General features: G+C 72.0%; 4 protein-coding genes. All 4 read right to left on the bottom strand.

The features are described 5' to 3' along the window. Nucleotide 1: 1 nt before the first annotated feature. On the bottom strand, nucleotides 2–1666 hold the full coding sequence (locus BLV01_RS00020) for a multidrug ABC transporter permease/ATP-binding protein (RefSeq protein ID WP_091792915.1): 1665 nt from the start codon (nucleotides 1664–1666) through the stop codon (nucleotides 2–4). Further along, nucleotides 1657–10230 (bottom strand): non-ribosomal peptide synthetase, encoded by an 8574-nt coding sequence (locus BLV01_RS00015; RefSeq protein WP_091792913.1) that lies wholly within the window; start codon nucleotides 10228–10230, stop codon nucleotides 1657–1659. Before BLV01_RS00015 ends, BLV01_RS00020 begins: the two co-directional genes overlap by 10 nt. Next, on the bottom strand, nucleotides 10227–19826 hold the full coding sequence (locus BLV01_RS00010) for a non-ribosomal peptide synthetase (protein ID WP_091792911.1): 9600 nt from the start codon (nucleotides 19824–19826) through the stop codon (nucleotides 10227–10229). The genes BLV01_RS00015 and BLV01_RS00010 overlap by 4 nt, the downstream gene beginning before the upstream one ends. Continuing rightward, nucleotides 19823–21475 (bottom strand): amino acid adenylation domain-containing protein (locus BLV01_RS00005; protein ID WP_139178335.1); only part of this gene is annotated, 1653 nt, incomplete at its 5' end. The genes BLV01_RS00005 and BLV01_RS00010, both read right to left, overlap by 4 nt.

Below are 21475 nucleotides of genomic sequence, written 5' to 3'. Positions count from 1 at the left end.
CTTACCCCAGCGCCTGCGCCGGCGCATGCGCCGTTCGCCCTCCCACGGCGCTGTCGCCGTCGTATTCGGCCAATTGGCCGCCGTCGAGCTTGAGCACCCGGTCGGCGAGGTGGAAATAGCGGTCGTCGTGGCTGACCGCGACGATGGTCTTGCCGGCCGCGCGCAGTTCCGGCAGCAACTGCTCGTAGAAGAAACGGCGGAATCCGGGGTCCTGGTCGGCCGCCCATTCGTCCAGCAGCAGGATCGGCCGTTGCTCGGCCCAGGCCAGCAACAACGCCAGGCGCTTGCGCTGGCCCTGCGACAGGCGCGTGTCCGACAGCACGCCGGCGCCGATCGAGACCTTGTGCGCCAGTTCCAGCCGGGTCAGCAGCGCCAGCGCGCGCTCGTCGCCGAGGTGGCCGCCGTCCGGGCCGAGCACGCGGTTGAACAGGTGGAAATCGGAAAACACCGTGGCGAACAGGCGGCGCAGGGCCGGCGTGCGGGCGGCGTCGATCTCGGTGTCGTCCAGCCACAGCGCGCCCTGTTGCGGGCGGTACAGGCCCGACAACACCCGCATCAGCGTGCTCTTGCCGCTGCCGTTGCCGCCGATCACGAACAACAGCTCGCCGCGGCGCAGGCTCAGGTCGATCGGGCCGACGCCGAAGCCCGGTTCCTCCGGGGTCGCCGCCGCGTAGCGATAGGCGGCGCCGCGCAGCTGCAGGCGCGACCAGTCCGCCGGCAGCGCCGCGTCGTCGTGGCCGAAGCCTTCGCGGTGCGGCGCCAACTGCAGGCTGTCGACCTTGGCCAGGGCCACGCTGCCGGCGATCAGGCTCGGCACCGAGCCGACCATGCCGGCCATCGGCGTGCGCAGGAACATCAGCGCGAAGGCGAAGGTCGCGGCCGTGCCCGGGCTGGCCCAGCCGAGATAGCCGACCAGGAAGAACGCCAGGCCGATGGTGGCCAGCAGGATCGTGTTGATCCAGTTCTGGTTGAGGCCGTTGTAGATGTCGGTGCGGATCTCGTGGTCGCGGCTGCGGCGGGCGTCGGGTTCGAACTCGTGTTCGTACACGCTGCGGGCGCGGTCGCGGTTCAGGGCCAGCTCCTTGCGGCCCTCGACCACGGCCTGGTAGTGGCGATAGAGATGGTCCTCCATGTCGCGGGCCAGGCGCGCCTCGCGCCGGGTGCGCGCCATCAGCGCGACGCTGCAGCCCACCGCCACGGCGATCATCAGCGCGCAGGCGGCGAACAGCGGCAGCGACAGCCACGCCAGGTAGGCGAAGCCGCCCAGGGTCAGGGTCATGCCGTAGACCACCGACGGCAGGCTGGCGAAGGCCAGGGTGATGGTGTTGATGTCGCCGTTGAGGGTGGCCAGGATGCGCGCCAGCCCCACCGCTTCCAGCCGCTCCACGTCGGTGTCGAGCACCCGCTTGACCATGGTCTGGCGCAGCCGGTAGACCACCTTGTGGCCGAGCGTGGACATGGCCAGTTGCGCGGCGCTGCCGAACACGAACAAGGCCACCAGCAGCGCGGCGAAGCCGGCCAGCCCGCGCACGTCGCCGACCTGCGCCAGCAGCCGGTCGACGTAGCCGATCATGGCCACGCCGATCGCGGCGCTGACCAGGCTCAGCAACAGGGCCAGGGCGATGAACGCGCGATGGCTGCGGAACAACAGGCGGATCAGCGACATGGGGACACCTCTGCGGCGCGGGCGCGGCGCGCGGCCGCGGCCACGGCGTCGGCCAGGGCCGGCGACTGCATGATCGAGTAGTGGTCGCCCGCCAGCACGGTCTGCTCGACCGCGGCGTGCGCCTGCCAGGCGTCGGCGTTGCCGCCGAACAGGGCCACGCTGTCGGCGGCCTGCCAGTGCGCGACCGGCGCGGCGAGGCGGCCGGGTCGGTAACCCGCCAGCACCTCGTCCCAACTGCGGAACAGGCGCAGCTGCAGCAGGTGGCGTTCGGCGTCGGCCACGCCCTGCCCCGCCAGCGCGGCATAGTGCGCGGCGAGCACGGCCTGGCGCGCGGCCTCGTCGGCCGCGTGCGCGAGCGCGGCGTCCAGTTCGGCCAGCCGCTGCGGCTGCGCGTACAGCGGTTCGCGCTGGGCCGGTTCCAGATAGGCGAAGTACTCCGGCAACCAGCGCAGCCCGTGCAGGGCGGGATCGGCGACGCGTTCCTTCTCGCGCCAACCGAAGCAGTCGATCAGGCCGACCCAGGCGACCGCGTCGCCGGCGCGCTCCAGCCGCTCGGCCAGGGCGTAAGCGAGCGTGCCGCCGAGCGACCAGCCCAGCAGCGCGTACGGGCCTTCGGGCTGCTCGGCGCGGATCAGCGCCAGATAGTCGTCGAGTAACGCCTCCAGGCTGGCCGGCCGCCACTGGCTGTCGACCAGCATGCGCGAGTTGATGCCGAACGCAGCTACGTTCGCATCGAGGCGCTCCAGCGCCGGCGCATAGGCCAGGGTGTGGCCGCCGCCGGGGTGCAGGCAGAACAGCCGCGTCGTCGCCGCACCGCTGCCGCGCAGGCGCACCAGCGCGTTGGCGCCGGCGCGCTGCGCGCCCAGGTGCTCGCTCATGCGCGCGATGGTCGGATGCTGGAACACCAGCGCCAGCGGCAGGTCCTGGCCGCGCAGGCGGCGCAGGCGGCTGAGCAGCGAGGTGGCGAGCAGCGAATGGCCGCCGAGGGCGAAGAAATCGTCGTCGATGCCGAAGTCGTTGCGCGCCAGCACCTGGCGCCAGGCGTCCAGCAACTGCCATTCCAGCGCATTGCGCGGCATGCGCCGGTCGGCCGCTTGCGCCGCGTCCGGCTTGGGCAGGGCCTTGCGGTCGAGCTTGCCGTTGGCGGTCAGCGGCAGCGCCGGCAATAGCTGGATCTGGCGTGGCAGCATGTAGTCCGGCAGCACCGCGCGCAACGCCTCGCGCAGCGCCTGCGGATCGGGTTCGGCGTTCGGCGCGGCGACTGCGTAGCCCATCAGCCATGCGCCTTCGCCCTGCCCTTCGACCGTCACTGCGGCATCGACGAGCTGCGGCAATGCCGCCAGCTTCGCTGCGATCTCGCCCGGCTCGATCCGGTAGCCGCGCAGCTTGACCTGATCGTCCCCGCGGCCGCGGTACTCCAGCGAGCCGTCGGCGCGGTAGCGGCCGAGGTCGCCGGAGCGGTAGCGGCGTTGGCTGTCGAATGCGACGAAACGTTCGGCGGTCAGTTCCGGTCGTTGCCAATAGCCTTGGGCGACGCCGTCGCCTTCGACTACCAACTCGCCGACCACGCCCAACGGTACCGGTTGGCCGGCATCGTCGAGCACGTGCACCGCGAGGTCCGGGAGCGCGCGGCCGATGCGGCTGGCTGGGCTTTGCAGGTCTTCGGCGCTGAGACGGTGGAAGCTGACGTGTACCGTGGTTTCGGTGATCCCGTACATATTGATGAGGTCGGCACTCGGATAACGCTCGCGCCAGGGTTGCAAGCGCGAAGGTTCCAGGGCTTCGCCGCCGAACACCACTGTTCTCACTTGAAGCGGAACGTCGCGTCGCACCGCCTGCGACTGCAGCGCGTAGAACGCCGAGGGCGTCTGGTTGAGGACCGTGACGCGTTGCTCGGCCAGCAGATCAAGGAACGCATCGGGCTGCCGGCAGACCGCTTCCGGCACCAGCACCGCGCGGCCGCCGTACAGCCACGCGCCCCACAACTCCCACACCGCGAAGTCGAACGCATGCGAGTGGAACAGGCTCCACACGTCGTGTTCGTCGAAAGCGAAGTGGCCGTCCTGCGTAGCTGCGGTAAACAGCCGCTCGACGTTGCGATGCGTGACCACCACGCCCTTGGGCGTGCCGGTCGAGCCGGACGTGTAGATCAGATAGGCCGGCGCGTCGGCTGGTACTTCGGGCAAGTCGCCCGGCACTACCGCATCGAGCTGCGCGCGGGTGAACGGATCGTCCAGGCACAACGCCGTGCCCGGCAGCTCGACCGCCAAGGCGCGATGGCTGACGCTGAGGCAGACGCCGCTGTCTTCGAGAATGAACCCGCGCCGCGCCGCCGGCGCATGCGGATCGACCGGGACATAGGCCGCGCCGGTCTTCAGGATCGCCAGCAGCGCGACCAGCAGGTCGCAGCCGCGCGGCAGGCACAGGCCCACGCGCTGGCCGGGGCCGGCGCCTTGGCGGATCAGCAGCGTCGCCAGTTGCGAAGACCGCCGGTCGAGCGCGGCGTAGTCGAGTTCGCCGTCTTCGGTCGAGACTGCGATACGCGCGGGATGGCGCCGGGCGACTTCGGCGAAGCGCGCGACCAGGCTGCCGGTGCTCGGATAGCTGGCGCGTCCGGTCCACGCCGCCGAACGGGTCTGCGACGGCAGCAGCGGCAAGTCGTCCAGGCGTTGCAACGACGGCAATTGCCGCAGCACGAACGCCAGGTCCTCCAGCAGTTGCTCCACCAGCCAGCCATCGAGCTTGCTGCGGTCGAGCACGGCTTGCACGTGCAGCCTGGATTCGTCCGCCAGCATCGCCAGGGTCAGCGGGTAATGGGTCAGGTCCGCGCCTTCGTGTTCGCGCACGCGCAATTCGCCGCCGGCCTCGCCAGCTGCCGCCGGATAGTTCTCGAACACCAGCAATGTGTCGAACGGCGAGACGCCGCCCGGCAGGCCGGACAGCGCTTGCACCTCGGCCAGCGGCAGGTGTTCGTGTTCGCGCAGGTCCAGGCCGTGCCGCTGCAGTTGCGCGAGCCATGCGCCCGGCGATTGCGCAGGCTCGGCTTGCGCGCGGCCCATGCGCAAGCGCAGCGGCAAGGTATTGATGAACACGCCGAGCATGCGTTCCACCCCGGCCAATTCGGCCGGACGGCCGGAACTGGTCAGGCCGATGCAGAAATCGTCGCGGCCGTAATAGCGGCGCAGCACCAGCGCCAGCGCGCCCTGCACCACGGTGCCCAGCGTCACCGCGTGGGCGGCGGCCAGCGCGGCCGCTGCCGTCGCATCGAGTTCGCGTTGCACATGGGCGAAGCCGGGCTGCGGAGCGGCGGCTTCGGGCAGCCGCGCCGGTGCGTCGAGCGCGCTCAACTCGCGCGACCACCATTGGCTGGAGCGCGCACGGTCCTGCCGCGCCAGCCAGCCCAGATAATCGCGATACGGCGGCGCGGCGGGCAGTGACGGGCGTTGTCCGCGAGCGAGCGTGCGGTAGCCGGCCATCACCTCCTGGATCAGCAGGCCGGAGCTCCAGCCGTCGACGATCAGATGGTGGCGCGTCCACACCACGATATGCCGCTGCGGCGCGCACTGCAGCAGGCGCACCCGCATCAGCGGCACTTCGTCGAGCGCGAACGGCGTGGTGCGGTCCTCGCGCTGGATTTCGGCCAGGGCCGCGGCGACGCCGGCCTCGTCGCGCTCGCGCAGGTCGTGCCGGCGCAGCGGCAGCGACGCGCGGCTGCGCACCACCTGCAGCGGCCGCTCCAGGCCGTCCCAGGCGAAGCCGGTGCGCAGGATCGGATGCCGCGCCAGCGCCAGCGTCCACGCCTGCGCGAACGCGTCGGCATCGAACTCGCCTTCGAGGGTGACCGTGCTCTGGTTGATGTAGAGCGGCTGCTCGCCGGCATCCAGGGCATGGAACAACAGGCCCTGCTGCAGCGGCGAGACCGGATAGGCGTCTTCCAGGTCCGGGTAGCGGTGGATCAGGCGGTCGAAACCGGCATCGTCGAGCCCGGCCAGCGGCAGGTCGCTGCGGGTGGGAGCGGCGGCGTCGCGGCCGTCCAACGCCAGCAGCGCCCGCAAGGCGGCGATGAAAGCGTCGGCCAGTGCCTGGATCGCGTCGCGGCCGACCGCGTCGGCGGGATAGGTCCAGTCCACGCTCAACTCGCCGTCGACGACGAGGGCGCCGACATCGAGCAGATGGCTGCGGCGGGTGCCCGGCGCGCGGCTGCCGCCGTCGTCGCCGCCGGCGAAGTCCCAGCCGCCGGCCTCGCCCGAACGCACCTGGCCGAGGTAGTTGAAGCAGACCTGCGGCACCGGCGCCTGCGCGAGCTCGCCGTGCAGATAGCGCAGCACGCCGTAGCCCAGGCCGCGATCGGGAATGTCGCGCAACTGGTCCTTGACCGCGGTCAGGGTCGCAGCCGGCGCGGCGCCGGCGGGCAGGCGCAGCCGCGCCGGATAACGGCTGGTGAACCAGCCGACGGTTTCCGACAGGTCCAGCTCGCTGTCGACCGGCTCGCGGCCGTGGCCTTCCAGTTCGATCAGGATGTCGTTGGCGCAGCACAGTCGGGCCAGCGCCGTCGCCAGCGCGGCCAGCAGTAGTTCCTGCGGCTGAGTGCGCAGTGCGCGCGTATCCTCGCCGAGCAAGCGCGCGGTGGCCGCGCGGTCGAGCCGCGCGTGCACGCTGGCGGCATCGCACTCGCGGTTGTCGCTGGCGGCGAACGGCAGGCGCGCGTAGTCGCCGGCCTGCGGCCGCGCCCAGTACTCGCGCCATTGCTGCAGGCGCTGCGGCGACAGGCCTTCGTGCAGATGCCGCTGCCATTGATTGAACGCGGCCGGCGGCGACGCCAACGTCGGCTCGCGGCCGTCGGCGGCGTCGCGATAGGCGCGCTGCAGGTCCTCCAGCAGCACGCGCCAGGACACGCCATCGATCAGCAGATGGTGGGCGACCAGCAACAGACGTCCGTCCGCGGCATCGGCGGCGGTGAGATAGAGCGCGCGGAACAGCGGCCCGTTGCCGAGGTCCAGGCTGGCTTGCCAGGCGCGCATCGATGCGGCATGGCCCGCCGCATCGCTTTCGAGATGGGCGAACTGCGCGGGCAGCCAAGGGGCGATGCGCTGCTGCCAGGCGCCGGCCGCGTCGCGGGCGAAGCGGGCGCGCAGCATCGGATGGCGTTCGGCCACGGCGCGCACGGCGGTTTCCAGCGCCGCCGGCTGCAGGCGCTCGGGGATGCGGATGCAGACCGACATGTTCCAGTGCGCGGGTTCGTCGAGCGCCTGTTCGAAGAACCAGTGCTGGATCGGGGTCAGGCCGAAGGCTTGTTCGGCCTCAGGTGCGGGCTTGGGTGCGGCGGGCGCCGGCGCGGTCGCCTGCACCTGCGCGCTCAGCGCGGCCAGGGTCGGATGGTCGTACAGCTGCCGCGGCATCAGCGCCAGCCCGGCCTGGCGCGCCCGCGCCACGACCTGCAGGCTCAGGATCGAATCGCCGCCCAGGGCGAAGAAATTCTCGTGCGCGCCGATATGCGCGCGGCCCAGCAGCTTCTGCCACAGCTCGCGCAGCACTTCGTTGACCGGGGCTTCCTCGGCGGTTTCGGCCGAGGGATCAGTCTCATCCTGTTGCAGCAGCTCGGCCAGCGCTTGCCGGTCGATCTTGCCGTTGCCCAGGCGCGGCATCGATTCAACGATGCGCCAGCGGGTCGGGCACAGATATTCGGGCAGTCTTTGCGCCAACGCTTCGGCGATGCCATCCAGCGTGCCTTGCACGCAAGCGCCTAGTTGCAGGACGCCGTTGGCGCCCGGCAACGCCAGTACCGCGGCGACTTCGATGCCGGGCAGCTGCGCCAGCACTTGCTCGACTTCGCCGAGTTCGACGCGGTAGCCGCGGATCTTGACCTGGTGGTCGCCGCGGCCGAGGTACACGATCCGGCCTTCGCTATCGGTCTTGGCCAGGTCGCCGCTGCGGTACAGCGTGCGGCCCGGCGCGAACGGATGAGCGACGAAGCGTTCGGCTGTCTGCTCTGCACGCTGCCAGTATCCCAGCGACAGATTGCCGCCGCCCAGATACAACTCGCCAGTCACGCCGACCGGCGCCGGCAAGCCGAACCGGTCCAGTACCCAGGCCTCGTTGCCGGCCAGCGGGTGGCCGACCGGGATGCCCTGCTCTGCCGGCCATTCGTCCGGCACGGTGCAGGTCAGAATGCCGACGGTCGTTTCGGTCGGGCCGTAATGGTTGACGATCCGCAGCGACGGCGCGAGCGCGCGCACTTGCTGGACCAACGCGCCGGTCAAGGCTTCGCCGCCGGTCACCAGACATTCGCGCGGCAATACCGATGCGCCGCCGCCCGCGGCGAGCAAGCCGGCCAGATGCGACGGCACGATCTTCAGGCAATCCGCCGGATGCGCCTGCAGATGCGCGGCCAATGCTTGCGCATCGAACGCGAGTTCCGCCGGCAGCAGGCGCACCCGGCGCCCGCTGAGCAACGCGCCGAACAAGGCGGTGAAGCCGAGGTCGGCCGCGACCGTGGACAGCGTTGCCAACGAGGCGTCTTCGCTCAGCCCCAGCACCGGCAGCACGCCGGCGACGTAGTGTGCCAGATTGCCCTGGCTCACCACTACGCCCTTCGGCGTGCCGGTCGAGCCAGAGGTGTAGATCAGGTAGGCCGGCGTATCGGCCGTTACATCCACAAGCGAAGGCTCCGCATACGGCTCGGTGTCGCTCAGGACCGATTCGGCATCGAGCCAGCGCACCGATGCCGGCAGCCACGCCGGCGCAGCGCCCCACCCCATCACGACCTGCGCGCCGCTGTCCTCAAGCACGGCGATCTGCCGAGCATCGGGATGCTGCGGGTCCAGCGGCAACCACGCCGCGCCGCGATGCCACACCGCCGCCATCGCCGCCAGTTGCGCGAACGTCCGCGGCAGGCACAGTGCCACGTGCGCGCCCGGCGACGTTCCCGCCGCATCGAGCGCCGCGGCGATCCGCCCGGCCGCCGTGCGCAGCTGCGCGTAGGTCCAACTCGCATCGCCCTCTTCTACTGCGACCGCCTGTGCCGGCGCCTGCCACAGCAGCGATTGCGCGGTGGCGGCGGCTACCAGCTCGACCGTTTCGCCCCGCGCCTCATGCGCGAGCACGACATCGGCGAAGCGCATCTGCGGCGCGGCGCAGACCTGTTCCAGCACCGCCTCGAAGTCGGCCAGCAGGCGTTCGACCGTCGGCGCCTGGAACAGCTCGGTGCTGTACTCCAGATGCAGGCCCAGATGAGCCTCGTCGCGGCGCTCGGCGATGCGCAGGCTGAGGTCGAAGCGCGCCAGCCGCTGTTCCTGCGCCAGCGGCGCGATGCTCAGCCCCGGCAAGGCCAGGGCGCCGGCGTCGGGTACGTTCTGCAGCACGAACAATACCTGGCACAGCGGCGGGCGGGCGCCGTCGCGGGCGATGTCCAGCCGCTCCAGCACGTGTTCGAACGGCACCTGCGCATGTTCGAACGCGGCGGTGATGGTGTCGCCGGCGGCGGCTGCGGCCTGGTCGAAACGCAGCGCAGCCTCGACCCGGTGGCGGATCGCCAGGGTGTTGACCAGGCAGCCGATCAGCGGCTCGAGTTCGGCGCGCTGGCGGTTGGCGATCGAGGTCGCCATGCACAGGTCGCCGGTGTTGCCGTAGCGCGCCAGCAACCAGGCGAACGCAGTCTGCAACAAGGTGTACAGGGTGGTCTCGCGCCCCGGCAGCAGGTTCGCGGTCAGTTCGTACAGACGCCGGGTCAGCGCCGGCGGCAGCGTGCGGCGGGCTTCGGCGCCGGCGTGGCCGCGCGCCGAAGCGGCGGGCCGGGCGTGGTCGAACGGCAGCGACAATTGATCCGGTACGCCCGCCAGCGCATCGTGCCAGTAATCGCTGTGGCGGCGGAAGCCGGCGCTGCGCTGCCACAGCCCTTCCCAGGCGGCATAGTCGGCGTACTGCGCGGACAGCGGCGCCAGCGCCGGCGCGCGGCCGTCGGCCAGGGCCGAATAGGCCTGCACCAGTTCGTTCTGCAGCACCCCTTCCGACCAGGCGTCGAAGGCGATGTGGTGCACGCACCAAAGCAGCGCCCAGCGACGCTCGCCGAGCCGGTACAGCTCGATCCGCAGCGGCGCTTCGGCGTCGAGCGCGAACGGCTGCGCCTGCATCGCGTCGAGCCGCTCGCGTACCTGCCGCTCGGCATCGTCTTGCAAGCGGCGCTCCTCCAGCGCCACCGGTGCGTGTGCCAACACCTGTTGCTGGGGGACGCCGTCGACTTCGCGATACACCGTGCGCAGCACCGCGTGGCGCGCGACGATCGTGTCCAGCGCCCCGCGCAGCGCCTGCAGGTCCAGTTCGCCGTGCAATTCCAGGCCCGAGGCGAGGTTGTACAGCGCCTGCGCCGACATGCGCTCGACCAGGTACATGCGGCGCTGGGCGAACGACAGCGGCGTGGCCGCGTCGGTATCGGCGCGGGCCACGATCGGCAGCAGCGCCGCGTCCAGGCCGCGTTCGTCCAGGCGCGCCAGGAACAGGTCCTGTTTGTGCGCCGGCAGGTTGATCGCGCGCTCGGCGATCGCGCGCAGTTCGGAAGCAGCGGTCATTCCAGTTCGTCCAGCAAATCGTTGAGGAAGCCGATGTCGTCGGCGGCGATGCGCTGGCCGGCGGCGGAGATGCGCTCGGCCAGGGCGGCGATGGTCGGGCGGGCGAACAGCCCGGCCAGTTCCAGTTCCACGTTGAAGCGCGCTTCGACCCGAGCCTTGAGCCGGATCGCGCCGAGCGAATTGCCGCCGAGGGCGAAGAAGTCGTCCTCGACCCCGACCTGCGGCAGCCGCAACAGCTCGCACCAGATCGCCGCCAGTTCGCGCTCGCAATCGTTGCGCGGCGCCAGCGGCGCGGCCGCCGTGGCCGGCGCGGCCAGACGCGGCGCGTCGGGCAGGCGCTTGCGGTCGAGCTTGCCGTTGACCGTCAACGGCAACTCCGGCAGCGCCGACCAGGCTTGCGGCAGCATGTAGTCCGGCAATCGCGCGCCCAGCCACTGGCGCAGCGCCGCCGGTTCGACCGACGTCGCGTCCGCATCGGCGACAACATACGCAGCCAAATACGCATCCTCCTGCGCCGGCCGCACCGCGACCACCACCGCCTGGCGCAGCGCGGGATGGCCGGCCAGCACTGCGCCGACCTGCTCCGGATCGACCCGGTAGCCGCGCAGCTTGAGCTGGTGGTCGCTGCGGCCGAGGAATTCGAGCTGGCCCGCGCCGTTCCAGCGCACCCGGTCGCCGCTGCGGTACCAGCGCTGGCCTTCGGACTCGAAGAACGCCTCGGCGCTGAGCTGCGGCTGGCCGTGGTAGCCGCGGCCGACGCCGGCGCCGCCGATGACCAGTTCGCCCGGCAAGCCCGCGGCCACCGGCCAGCCGTCGCGGCGCACGCTCAGGCGGGTATCGCCCAGCGCCCGGCCGATGGCGACGCGGCCGTCGTCGCCGAGCGGGTAGTGACTGGCCACCACCGTGGTCTCGGTCGGGCCGTAGGTGTTGATCAACTGCGGGCCGTGCGCGATGTGCCGGCGCCACTGCGCCAGCAGCCCCGGCTGCAGGCTTTCGCCGCCGAGCACGCACAGGCGCCAGCACGCCGGCGCCTGCGCGCCCTGCGCGGTTTCGGCCAGCACGTGCCACAACGCGGTCGGCAGGCTGGTCACGCTGATCGCCTGCGCCGCCAGCGCCGCGCAGAAGCCGCTGGCCTGGGCCAGGAACTGCGGGCCGGCGACCACCACCGCGGCGCCGTGGGCCAGGCTCAGCATGGTCTCTTCGATGGCGATGTCGAAACCGGGCGAAGCCAGTTGCAGCACGCGGTCGTGCGCGCCGATGACATAGGCCGCGCCGGCCGCTTCGACGTAGGCGGCGAGATTGTCGTGGCCGATCACCACGCCCTTGGGTTTGCCGGTCGAGCCGGAGGTGTAGATCAGATAGGCGATGCCGGCTTCGTCCGGCAACGCATCGCCGTCGTCGTCCTGCGCTGCATCGGGTTCGCTGGCGCTGTCGATGGTCCAGCTCGGCAGCGCCAGGTCGAGCGCGAAATCGGCGTGGCGCAGCAGCGCGCCGGCGCCGGCGTCGGCGGCGATGGCTTGCAGGTGCGCCGGCGGATGCGCCGGGTCCAGCGGCAGGAACGCGCGCGCGGCGCGCCAGGCCGCCAGTTCGGCGACGATGGATTGCCAGCCGCGCGGCGCCAGCACCGCGACCGGCGTGCCGTCGCGCGGCAGACGCCGGGCCAGCGCGCCGGCGCTCTGCCACAGGCTGCGATAGTCCAGGCGCACCTCGCCGTCCTCGACCGCCAGCGCCTGCGGCGTGCGCAGCGCGTGCTCGCGGATGCGCGCAGCCACATACGCAGGGGCCGGTACGGCCGGCGCCGGCGGCCAGCGCTCCTCGACCCGGGCCAGTTCGGCCAGAGTCCGCGCCGGCGCGTCGGCCACCGCTTCGAGCAGGCGCAGGTAGTGCGCGGCGAACTGGGCCACGCTGTCTTCGTCGAACAGATCGGTGGCGTACTCCCAGAACGCCACGCAGCCGTCTTCGAGCTGGTTGACGTCGAGCGACAGGTCGAACTTGGCGCTGCGGCTGGGCGCGTCGAGCGCGCGCACCTCGATGCCGGGCAGCGACAGCCGCAGCGGCTGCGCCGATTGCGCCGAGAACATGATCTGGAACAAGGGATTGTGGGCCAGCTCGCGCGGCGGCCGCAGCGCATCGACCAAGTGCTCGAACGGGGTGTCCTGGTGCGCCAGCGCTTCGGCAACCGTGGCCGCCACCGCCGCCAGCAACCGGTCGAACCGCATCGACGGTTCGGCGCGATGGCGCAGCACCAGGGTGTCGACGAAGAAGCCGATCATGCCGTCCAGGCCGGCATGGTCGCGCGCCGCCGACGGCGTGCCCAGGACGAGGTCTTCGGCTTCGCTGAAGTGATGCAGCCACAGCACGAACACCGCTTGCAGCAGCACGTAGCGGCTGACTCGCTGTCGCGCGGCCAACGCGTCCAGCCGCGCCAGCAGCGTCGGCGGCAGCGGTTGGCGCAGGGTCGCGCCGGCGTAGGAACGCTGCGGCGGGCGCGGCCGATCCAGCGGCAGGCCGTGCACCGTCGGCAGTCCTTGCAGGCGCTCGCGCCACCAGGCCAGGTCCTGCACCGCCGCCGCCTGCCCTTCGCGGCCGCGTTGCCACAGCGCATAGTCGCCGTACTGCAGCGGCAAGGCCGGCAACGGCTGCGCCGGTTCGGCGTACGCCGCCTGCAGGTCGGCGAGCAGGATCGGCAGCGAGGCCGCGTCGGCGACGATGTGGTGCAGCACCAATACCAGCACATGGCGGTCGGCGGCGCGGCGCAGCAAGGCGACCCGCAGCGGCGCCTGCTCGGCCAGGTCGAAGGGGCGCGCGGCCAGTTCCGCCACGCGGTCGCGGCAGGCGTCCTCGCTCCAATCGGCCGCGTCTTCGATCCAGCCCGCGCCGGCGGCGGCCGGCCGCACGGTCTGCCGGCCTTCGCCGTCGCGTTCGCCGAAGCGGCTGCGCAGGACCTCGTGGCGCGCGCAGACCGCGTCGAACGCGGCCAGCAAACGCGCCGCGTCGAGCTCGCCGCGCAACTCCACCACCGCCGGAATCAGGTAATCGGCGGCGCCGCCGGTCAGGCGTTCCAGCGCCCACATCCGGGCCTGGCCGAACGACAGCGGCAGTTCGCCGGAGCGGTCGGTTGCAACCGGCGCGTCGGCAGGCCGGCCGTCGGCCAACTCATCAATGCGCGCAGCCAGTTCGCGCACGGTCGGTGCGGCGAAGATCGCCGCCAGCGGCGGCGCGTGCGGATAGCGTTCGCGCACCCGCGCGAGCAGGCGCACGGCCAGCAGCGAATGGCCGCCGTGGGCGAAGAAATGGTCGGTGACGCCAAGGCTCTCGTTGCCGAGCAGTTCGCGCCACAGCTCCAGCAGCGCCGCTTCGGTCGCGGTCTGCGCGGGCTGCGCCGCGCTGGGTTCGCGTTGCCACTGCGGCGCCGGCAGCGCGGCGCGGTCGAGCTTGCCGTTGACGGTCAGCGGCAGGCGCGCGAGCACGGCATAGGCCTGCGGGCGCATGAACGCGGGCAGGCTGCGTTCGGCCTGACGCTCGGCGCGTTCGCGCAGCGCGGCGGCGTCCTCGTCGCTGGCCAGCCAGGCGACCAGGCGCGGCTCGCCGGCGGGATCGCTGCGCAGATCGACCGCGGCGGCGCGCACGCCGGGCACGGCCTGCAACTGTGCGGCGACCTCGCCGGTCTCGATGCGGAAGCCGCGCAGCTTGATCTGGCCGTCGCCGCGCGACAGGTAGCGCAACTCGCCGTCGCCGCCCAGGTGCACGCGGTCGCCGGTGCGGTAGGCGCGCGCGCCGTCGGCATCGACGACGAAGCGTTCGGCGGTGAGATCCGGCCGGCCCAGATAACCCGATGCCAGCGCGGGACCGGCGACGTAGAGCTCGCCGATGGCGCCCTGCGGCAGCGCCGTGCCGCGCGCGTCGCGCACGCTCAGGCGCAGGTTCGGCAGCGGCCGCCCGATCGGCGGCAGCGCCGGCCAGCGCAGCGGATCGGCGGCCAGGGTATGCGCGGTGACCACGTGGGTTTCGGTCGGCCCGTAGTGATTGACCAGGCGGCAGTGCGGGTGTGCGGCGAAGAAATCGCGCAAGGCCGGCGAGACCGACAGCGCCTCGCCGGCGACCGCGATCAGGCGCAACTCCGGCAAGCGGTGTTGCGCCAGCATCGGCAACAGGCTCAGCACCGCCACCGGCAGGAACAGCCGCTGCAGTGCGCGCGTGCGGATCAGCTCGAGCAGCGCCGGCAGGTCCTGGCGTTGCGCTTCATCGACCAGCACCAGGCGCGAGCCGCTGGTCAGCGCGGTGAAGATTTCCTGGAACGAGACATCGAAGTTCAACGAGGTGAACTGCAGCGTCGCCAGGCGTTCGCCGAACAAGGGCTGGTCGGCGGCCTGGGCGGCCAGCAACTGGGTCAGGGCGCGGTGCGGCAGGACCACGCCCTTGGGCGTGCCGGTCGAGCCGGAGGTGTAGAGCACGTAGGCCGCGCTATCGGGATCGATGGCCGCGGTCGGCGCCGGCGCTAAGCCGGCCTCCGCCGCAGGCATCGGCAGGCGCGTCGCGTCGGCGCCGGCCAGTGCGCTCTCGCCCGCCGCATCGGCGAGGATGCAGCGCAACTGCGCCTCCGCGGCGATCCGCAACAAACGCTCGCTCGGATAGGCCGGGTCCAGCGGCACGTAGGCCGCGCCCAGGCGCAGGCAGGCGAGGATGGCCACGAGCGGCGCGCAGCCGCGCGCCAGGCACAGGCCGACCCGGTCGCCGGCGCGGACGCCGTGCGCGTAGAGGTAGTCGGAACACTCGCGCGCCTGTTGCGCGAGTTCGGCGTAGTCGATGCGGCGCTCGCCGTGCTCCAGCGCGACCGCCTGCGCATGGGTCTGCGCGCTGCGCTCGAACCAGGACCAAAGATCGGCGTGCGCCGCGTCCGCCACGGCCGTTGCCGGCTGCGGCAGGGCCGCGACGGCGAGCGCCAGCTCGCCGGCCGGCGTGTCGGGACGCTCGGCCAGATCGGCCAGCAACGCCGCCAGCGATTGGCCGAGGCTGCGCACGGTGTCTTCGCGCAGCAACGCGGCGGCGAATTCGAACTGGCCGTGCAAAGCGCCGTCGCGGCGGGTCAGGTGCAGGCTAAGGTCGAACTTGGCGGTGCCGCTGGCGTGGTCGAGCGCAATCAGGCGCGCGTCGGGGAATTCCAGCGCGCCGCCGCCTTCGTGCACGGCGAACAGGATCTGGAACAACGGCGACGGCCCGCCCTGCCCGGCCGATCCCAGCGCCTCGACCAGGGTGTCGAAGGGCTGTGCCTGGTGGTCGAAATCGGCGAGATACTGCGCGCGGCCGGCGCGCAGGGATTCGAGCAGGCTGCGCGAGCGGTCGACGGATTCGCGCAGCACCAGGGTGTTGGCGAAGAAGCCGATGGTGTGCTCGAACTCGGCGCGTTCGCGGCCGGACACCGGCGTGCCCAGGACGATATCGTCGTTGTCGGAGTAACGCGCCAGCACCAGCGCGAACGCACTCTTGAGCAGCATGAAGGCGGTGACGCCGCAGTCCAGCGCGAGCGCGTCGAGCCGCGCCACCAGCGCCGCCGGCAGTACGAAGGCGTGGTGGCCGCCGCGGTGGTCCGGGCGCTCGGGGCGCGGGTGGTCCAGCGGCAGGCTGTGCACCGCCGGCGCGCCGGACAGGCGTTCGCGCCAATACGCCAGCAAGCGCTGTTCGCGCTCGGGGGTGAGCAGCCGCTGTTGCCAATCGGCGAAATCGGCGTAGTGCAGGCGCGCGCCGTCCTCGTCCTCGCGCTCGCCGCGCAGCGCCGCGCGGTAGGCGGCATTGGCCTGGGCCATCAGCAGGCCCAGCGAGGCGCCGTCGGCGGCGATGTGGTGCAGGCAGACCAGCAGTGCGTGTTGGTCCGCGCCCAGCCGGATCAGCTCGATCCGCAGCGGCAGGTCGCGTTCCAGGTCGAAGGCGGCGGTCGCGCTGGCGTGCAGGCGTTGCTGCAGGTGCGCCTCGCGCTGGGCCGGCGCCAGCGCCGACAGGTCGAGTTCCTGCCACGGCAGTGCGGCCTGCGGATCGGGCAGCGCATACGGCGCGCCGGCGTCGCTGGCGACGCGGCTGTGCAGCGCCTCGTGCCGCGCCAGCAGGCCGGCGAACGCGGCGTGCAGCGCGGCCGGGTCCAGCGTGCCTTCGATCCGCCAGGCGCCAGGCATGTTGTAGCTCGGCGAGGCGGCGTCGAGTTGTTGCAGGAACCACAAGCGGCGTTGCGCCGGCGACAGCGGCAACCGCTGCGCGCGCGACAGCCGTTGCGGCGCCGCGGTCTCGACCTCGCCGCGCTCCAGCGCCGCGGCCAGGGCGCGCACGTTCGGCGCGGCGAACAGTTCGCGCAGCGGCAACGCCCGCTGCAGGCGCGTGCGGATCAATCCGGCCAGCCGCGCCGCGGCCAGCGAATGGCCGCCGGCGCGGAAGAAATCGTCGTCCGGGCCGAACCCGGGCTGGCCCAGCACTTCGCGGAACAGCGCCAGCAGCGCGGTTTCGCGTTCGTCCAGCGCCGCAGCCGGCGACGGCGGCGCGGTGTCCCAGTCCGGCGCCGGCAGCGCGCGGCGGTCGAGCTTGCCGTTGACGTTCAGCGGCAGTCGCGACAGCCGCACGAAGCGGCTCGGCACCAGGTAGAACGGCAGTTCGCGCGCGAGCGCAGCGCGCAGGTTGGCTTGGTCGGGCGCGCCGTGGCCGGGCGCGCCGCCGGCGTCGACGTCGGCCTGCCAATAGGCGATCAGGCGATTATCGCCGGCCGGATCGCGCAGGCAGACCGCGCAGGCATTGGCGACGCCGGCGATGGCGCGCAGCGCCGGTTCGATCTCGCCCGGCTCGACCCGGAACCCCTGCACCTTGGCCTGGTCGTCGCGGCGGCCGAGAAACTGCAACTCGCCGTCGCGCCAGCAGACGCGGTCGCCGGTGCGGTAGACGCGTTCGCCACGCAACTCGGCGAAGCCGGCCGCACTCGCGGCGGCGTGGCCGATGTAGCCCTCGCCCACGCCCTCGCCCGCCAGCACCAGTTCGCCGGGCACGCCCTCAGGCACGCGCGCCTCGCCCTGCAACACCAGGCAGCGGGTGTTCGGGTACGGGCGGCCGATGCGCACGTCCTCGTTCGCGCCCAGATCGAACCAGGTCGCGGCCACGGTGGCCTCGGTCGGGCCGTAGGTGTTGAGCAAGCGCAGGCGCGGGCCGACCGCGCGGCGCCAGGCGCGCACGCAGTCGGCGCGGGCCGCTTCGCCGCCGATCGCCAGCAAACGTAGCGGGCTGTCGGCCGGCACCGCCACGGCGGGATCGCCGCACAGCACATGCCAGAACGCGGTCGGCAAGGAGGCCACCGAAATCGCCTGCGCCGCGACGAACGCGGCGAAACCGGCCGGGCCGGCCACGCTTTCCTCGTCGCGCAGCACCAGCGCGGCGCCGGCGGCGAGCGCGCAAAAGATCTCCTCGACGCTGATGTCGAACGACAGCGATGCGAACTGCAGCACCCGGTCGTGCGGCTGGATCCGGTACTGTTCGGCCACCGCGCGGACGTAGCCGGCCAGGTTGCGCTGCGAAATGCGTACGCCCTTGGGACGGCCGGTCGAACCGGAGGTGTAGATCGCATAGGCCGGATGCGCCAGCGCGTCTTGCCGCGGCGGCGCGGCAGCGGCCTGCGGCGTCTGCGCCAGCGTCGCGGGCGCGAGCCAGGCGATGTCGCCGACCGGCGCATCGGCGATCAGCAGCCGGCAACCGGCGTCGGCCAGGATGAACGCGCAGCGCTCGTCCGACAGCGCGGTGTCCAGGGGAACGTAGCCGGCGCCGAGCCAATGGCAGGCCAGCAGGCATTCGATCGCCGCAGCGCTGCGCGGCAGCCGCAGCGCCACCAGGTCGCCGGCGCGCACGCCGTGCGCGGCCAGCGCCGCGGCGGTGGCCGTGATGCGACGCAGCAGTTCGCCATAGCTCAGCGTCAGCGCGCCATCGACCAGCGCGATCGCGTCGGGAGCGCGTTCGGCGTGGGCGACGATCTCGCACAGCACCGGGCGCTCGCCGCGCACGCGCACCTGGCCTTCCCATGCCTGCAGCGCTTGCCGCTGCGCGGTGTCGAGCATGTCCAGCGCCCTCAACGGCGCGCCCGCGTCGGCGCACATCTGCGCCAGCAGGCGCCGCAGTTGCGCGGCCATGGCGGCGATGCGCGCCGGCGCGAACAATTCGGTGTTGTATTCGAAGCTCAGCTCGAGGCCGTCGTCGCCGTCGAGCGCATCCAGCGACAGCTCGAACTTGCTGCCGGCCTGCGGTAGCGGCCACGGGCGGATGTCCAGGCCCGGCAGACGCAGCCCGTCGCCCTCGCGGCGCTGGTAGGACAGCATGATCTGCAGCAGCGGCGCGTGGCTGAGGCTGCGCGCCGGCTGCACGGCCTCGATCAGTTTGTCGAACGGCAGCGCCTGGTGCGCGAACGCGTCCAGGGTGGCGCGCTTGACCTGCGCCAGCCACGCGCCCACCGAGCACTCTTCCTCGACCCGGTGGCGCATCGCCAGGGTATTGACGAAGAAGCCCACCAATGGCTGCAGCTCGCGATGTTCGCGCCCGGAGACCGGCGTGGCGAAGGCGACGTCGGCGTGATCGCCGTGGCGCTTGAGCAGCAGCGCGAACGCGGCCTGCAGCACCACGAAGACGGTCGTGTCGTGAGCCTGGGCGAGGTCCAGCACCGCGGCGCGTTCGTGCGCGTCCAGACGCAGGCTCAAGCGTGCGCCGGCATTGCCGAGCCGTTCCGGGCGGGCGTGGTCGGTGGCCAGCGCATGCAGCGGCGCCAGTCCTTGCAGGCGCTCCACCCACCAGTCGCGGCTGGCGTCGAGCCGGCCTTCGCGCCAGCGCTCGCGCTGCCAATGGGCGTAGTCGGCGTACTGCAGCGGCAGCGGCGTCCAGGCCGGTTCCACTCCTTCCAGCGCGGCGGCGTAGGCCTGGGCGAACTCGGCGGTCAGCACCGCCATCGATTGCGCATCGCCGGCGATGTGGTGCAACAACAGCAACAGCACGTGACGGTTCGGCTCCAGCGCGAACGCATGCACGCGCAGCATCGGCCCGCGTTCCAGGTCGATCGGGTCCGCGCAGGCGGCGGCGATGGCCTGCGCCAACGCCGCGTCCTGATCGGCGCTCGCCGCCAACTTGCGCCAGTGCAGCGGGTCCGGCCAGGCATCCAGCCGGTGCGCGCGGGCTTCGCCTTCGTTCTCGCGGAACACGGTGCGCAGGGCTTCGTGGCGCGTCATCAGCGCCTGGATGGCGCGCCGCACCGCATCGGGGTCGAGCGCGCCGCGCAGCTCCAGCGCCGCAGGGATCAGATACAGCGCCGGGTCGGATTCCAATTGCTGCAGCAGCCACAGGCGTTGCTGCGCCGGCGACAGCGGCGCGTCCTGGCGGTCGCGCAGGCGCGGGATCGGCGCTTCGCCGGCCGCCGCGGCCGGATCGTTGGCCGCGAGCAAGTCGGTCAACTCATCGCGATGGGCCTTGAGCCGGTCGCGCAGCGCCGGCGTCAGCACGCCCGGCGGCGCCTGCACCTGCAGGCGGCCGTCGGCCAGGCTCAGGCGCACGCCCTGGCGGCGCAGGTCGATCAGCAATTGCGAGGCGCTCATAGTTCGAAGCTTTCCCAGGTTTCGTCCGCTTGTTCGGGCGCCGATTGCGGTGCGGCGAGGGCGTCGAGCAAGGCCGCCTGTTCGGCCAGCCGCGGCTGCTCGAACAGGGATTTCAGCGGCACGGCCACCGCGAACTCGACGCGGATGGCCTCGGCCAGGCGCACCACCAGCAAGGAGTGGCCGCCGCGGGCGAAGAAATGCGCATGGCGTCCAGGCCGCTCGCCGCCGAGCAACTGTCGCCACAGCTCGGCCAGGCGTTGTTCGCTGGCCGATTCGAGCGCGCCTTCGTCGCGGTCCTCGGTCTGCGGCTTGGGCAGGGCCTTGCGGTCGAGCTTGCCGTTGGCGGTCAGCGGCAGCGCCGGCAATAGCTGGATCTGACGCGGCAGCATGTAGTCCGGCAGCACCGCACGCAGTGCATCGCGCAGCGCCTGCGGGTCGGGTTCGGCGTTCGGCGCGGCGACTGCGTAACCCATCAGCCACGCGCCTTCGCCCTGCCCTTCGACCGTCACTGCGGCATCGACGAGCTGCGGCAATGCCGCCAGCTTGGCCGCGATCTCGCCCGGCTCGATCCGGTAGCCGCGCAGCTTGACCTGATCGTCGCCGCGGCCGCGGTACTCCAGCGAGCCGTCGGCGTGGTAGCGGCCGAGGTCGCCGGAGCGGTAGCGGCGTTGGCCATCGATGGCGACGAAACGTTCGGCGGTCAGTTCCGGTCGTTGCCAATAGCCTTGGGCGACACCGTCGCCTTCGACCACCAACTCGCCGACCACGCCCAACGGTACCGGTTGGCCGGCATCGTCGAGCACGTGCACTGCGAGGTCCGGCAACGCGCGGCCGATGCGGCTGGCCGGGCTTTGCAGGTCTTCGTCGCTGAGACGGTGGAAGCTGACGTGCACCGTGGTTTCGGTGATGCCGTACATGTTGACCAACTCGGCGCTCGGGTAGCGCTCACGCCAGGGCTGCAGGCGCGAGGGCTCCAAGGCTTCGCCGCCGAACACTACCGTGCGCACGCTCAGCGGAACCTCGCGTCGCACCGCCTGCGACTGCAGCGCGTAGAACGCCGAGGGCGTCTGATTGAGCACGGTGACGCCTTGCTCGGCCAGCAGATCAAGGAAAGCATCGGGCTGCCGGCAGACCGCTTCCGGCACAAGCACGGCGCGGCCGCCATACAGCCACGCGCCCCACAGTTCCCACACCGCGAAGTCGAACGCATGCGAGTGGAACAGGCTCCACACGTCGTGTTCGTCGAACGCGAAATGGCCGTCCTGCGTAGCTGCGGTAAACAGCCGCTCGACGTTGCGGTGCGTGACCACCACGCCCTTGGGCGTGCCGGTCGAGCCGGAGGTATAGATCAGATAGGCCGGCGCATCGACTGGTACCTTAGGCAACTCGCCCGGCACCACGGCATCGAGCTGCGCGCGGGTGAACGGATCGTCCAGGCACAACGCCGTGCCGGGCAGCTCGACGGCCAGCGCGCGCTGGCTGACGCTGAGGCAGACGCCGCTGTCTTCGAGAATGAAGCCGCGCCGAGCCGCGGGCGCATGCGGATCGACCGGCACATAGGCCGCGCCGGTCTTCAGGATCGCCAGCAGCGCGACCAGCAGGTCGCAGCCGCGCGGCAGGCACAGGCCCACGCGCTGGCCGGGGCCGGC

The organism is Lysobacter sp. yr284 (assembly GCF_900107375.1).
Taxonomy (GTDB): domain Bacteria; phylum Pseudomonadota; class Gammaproteobacteria; order Xanthomonadales; family Xanthomonadaceae; genus Lysobacter.
The sequence above is the reverse complement of the archived record's forward strand: the minus strand, read 5'-3'. Positions and strand labels throughout refer to the sequence as shown.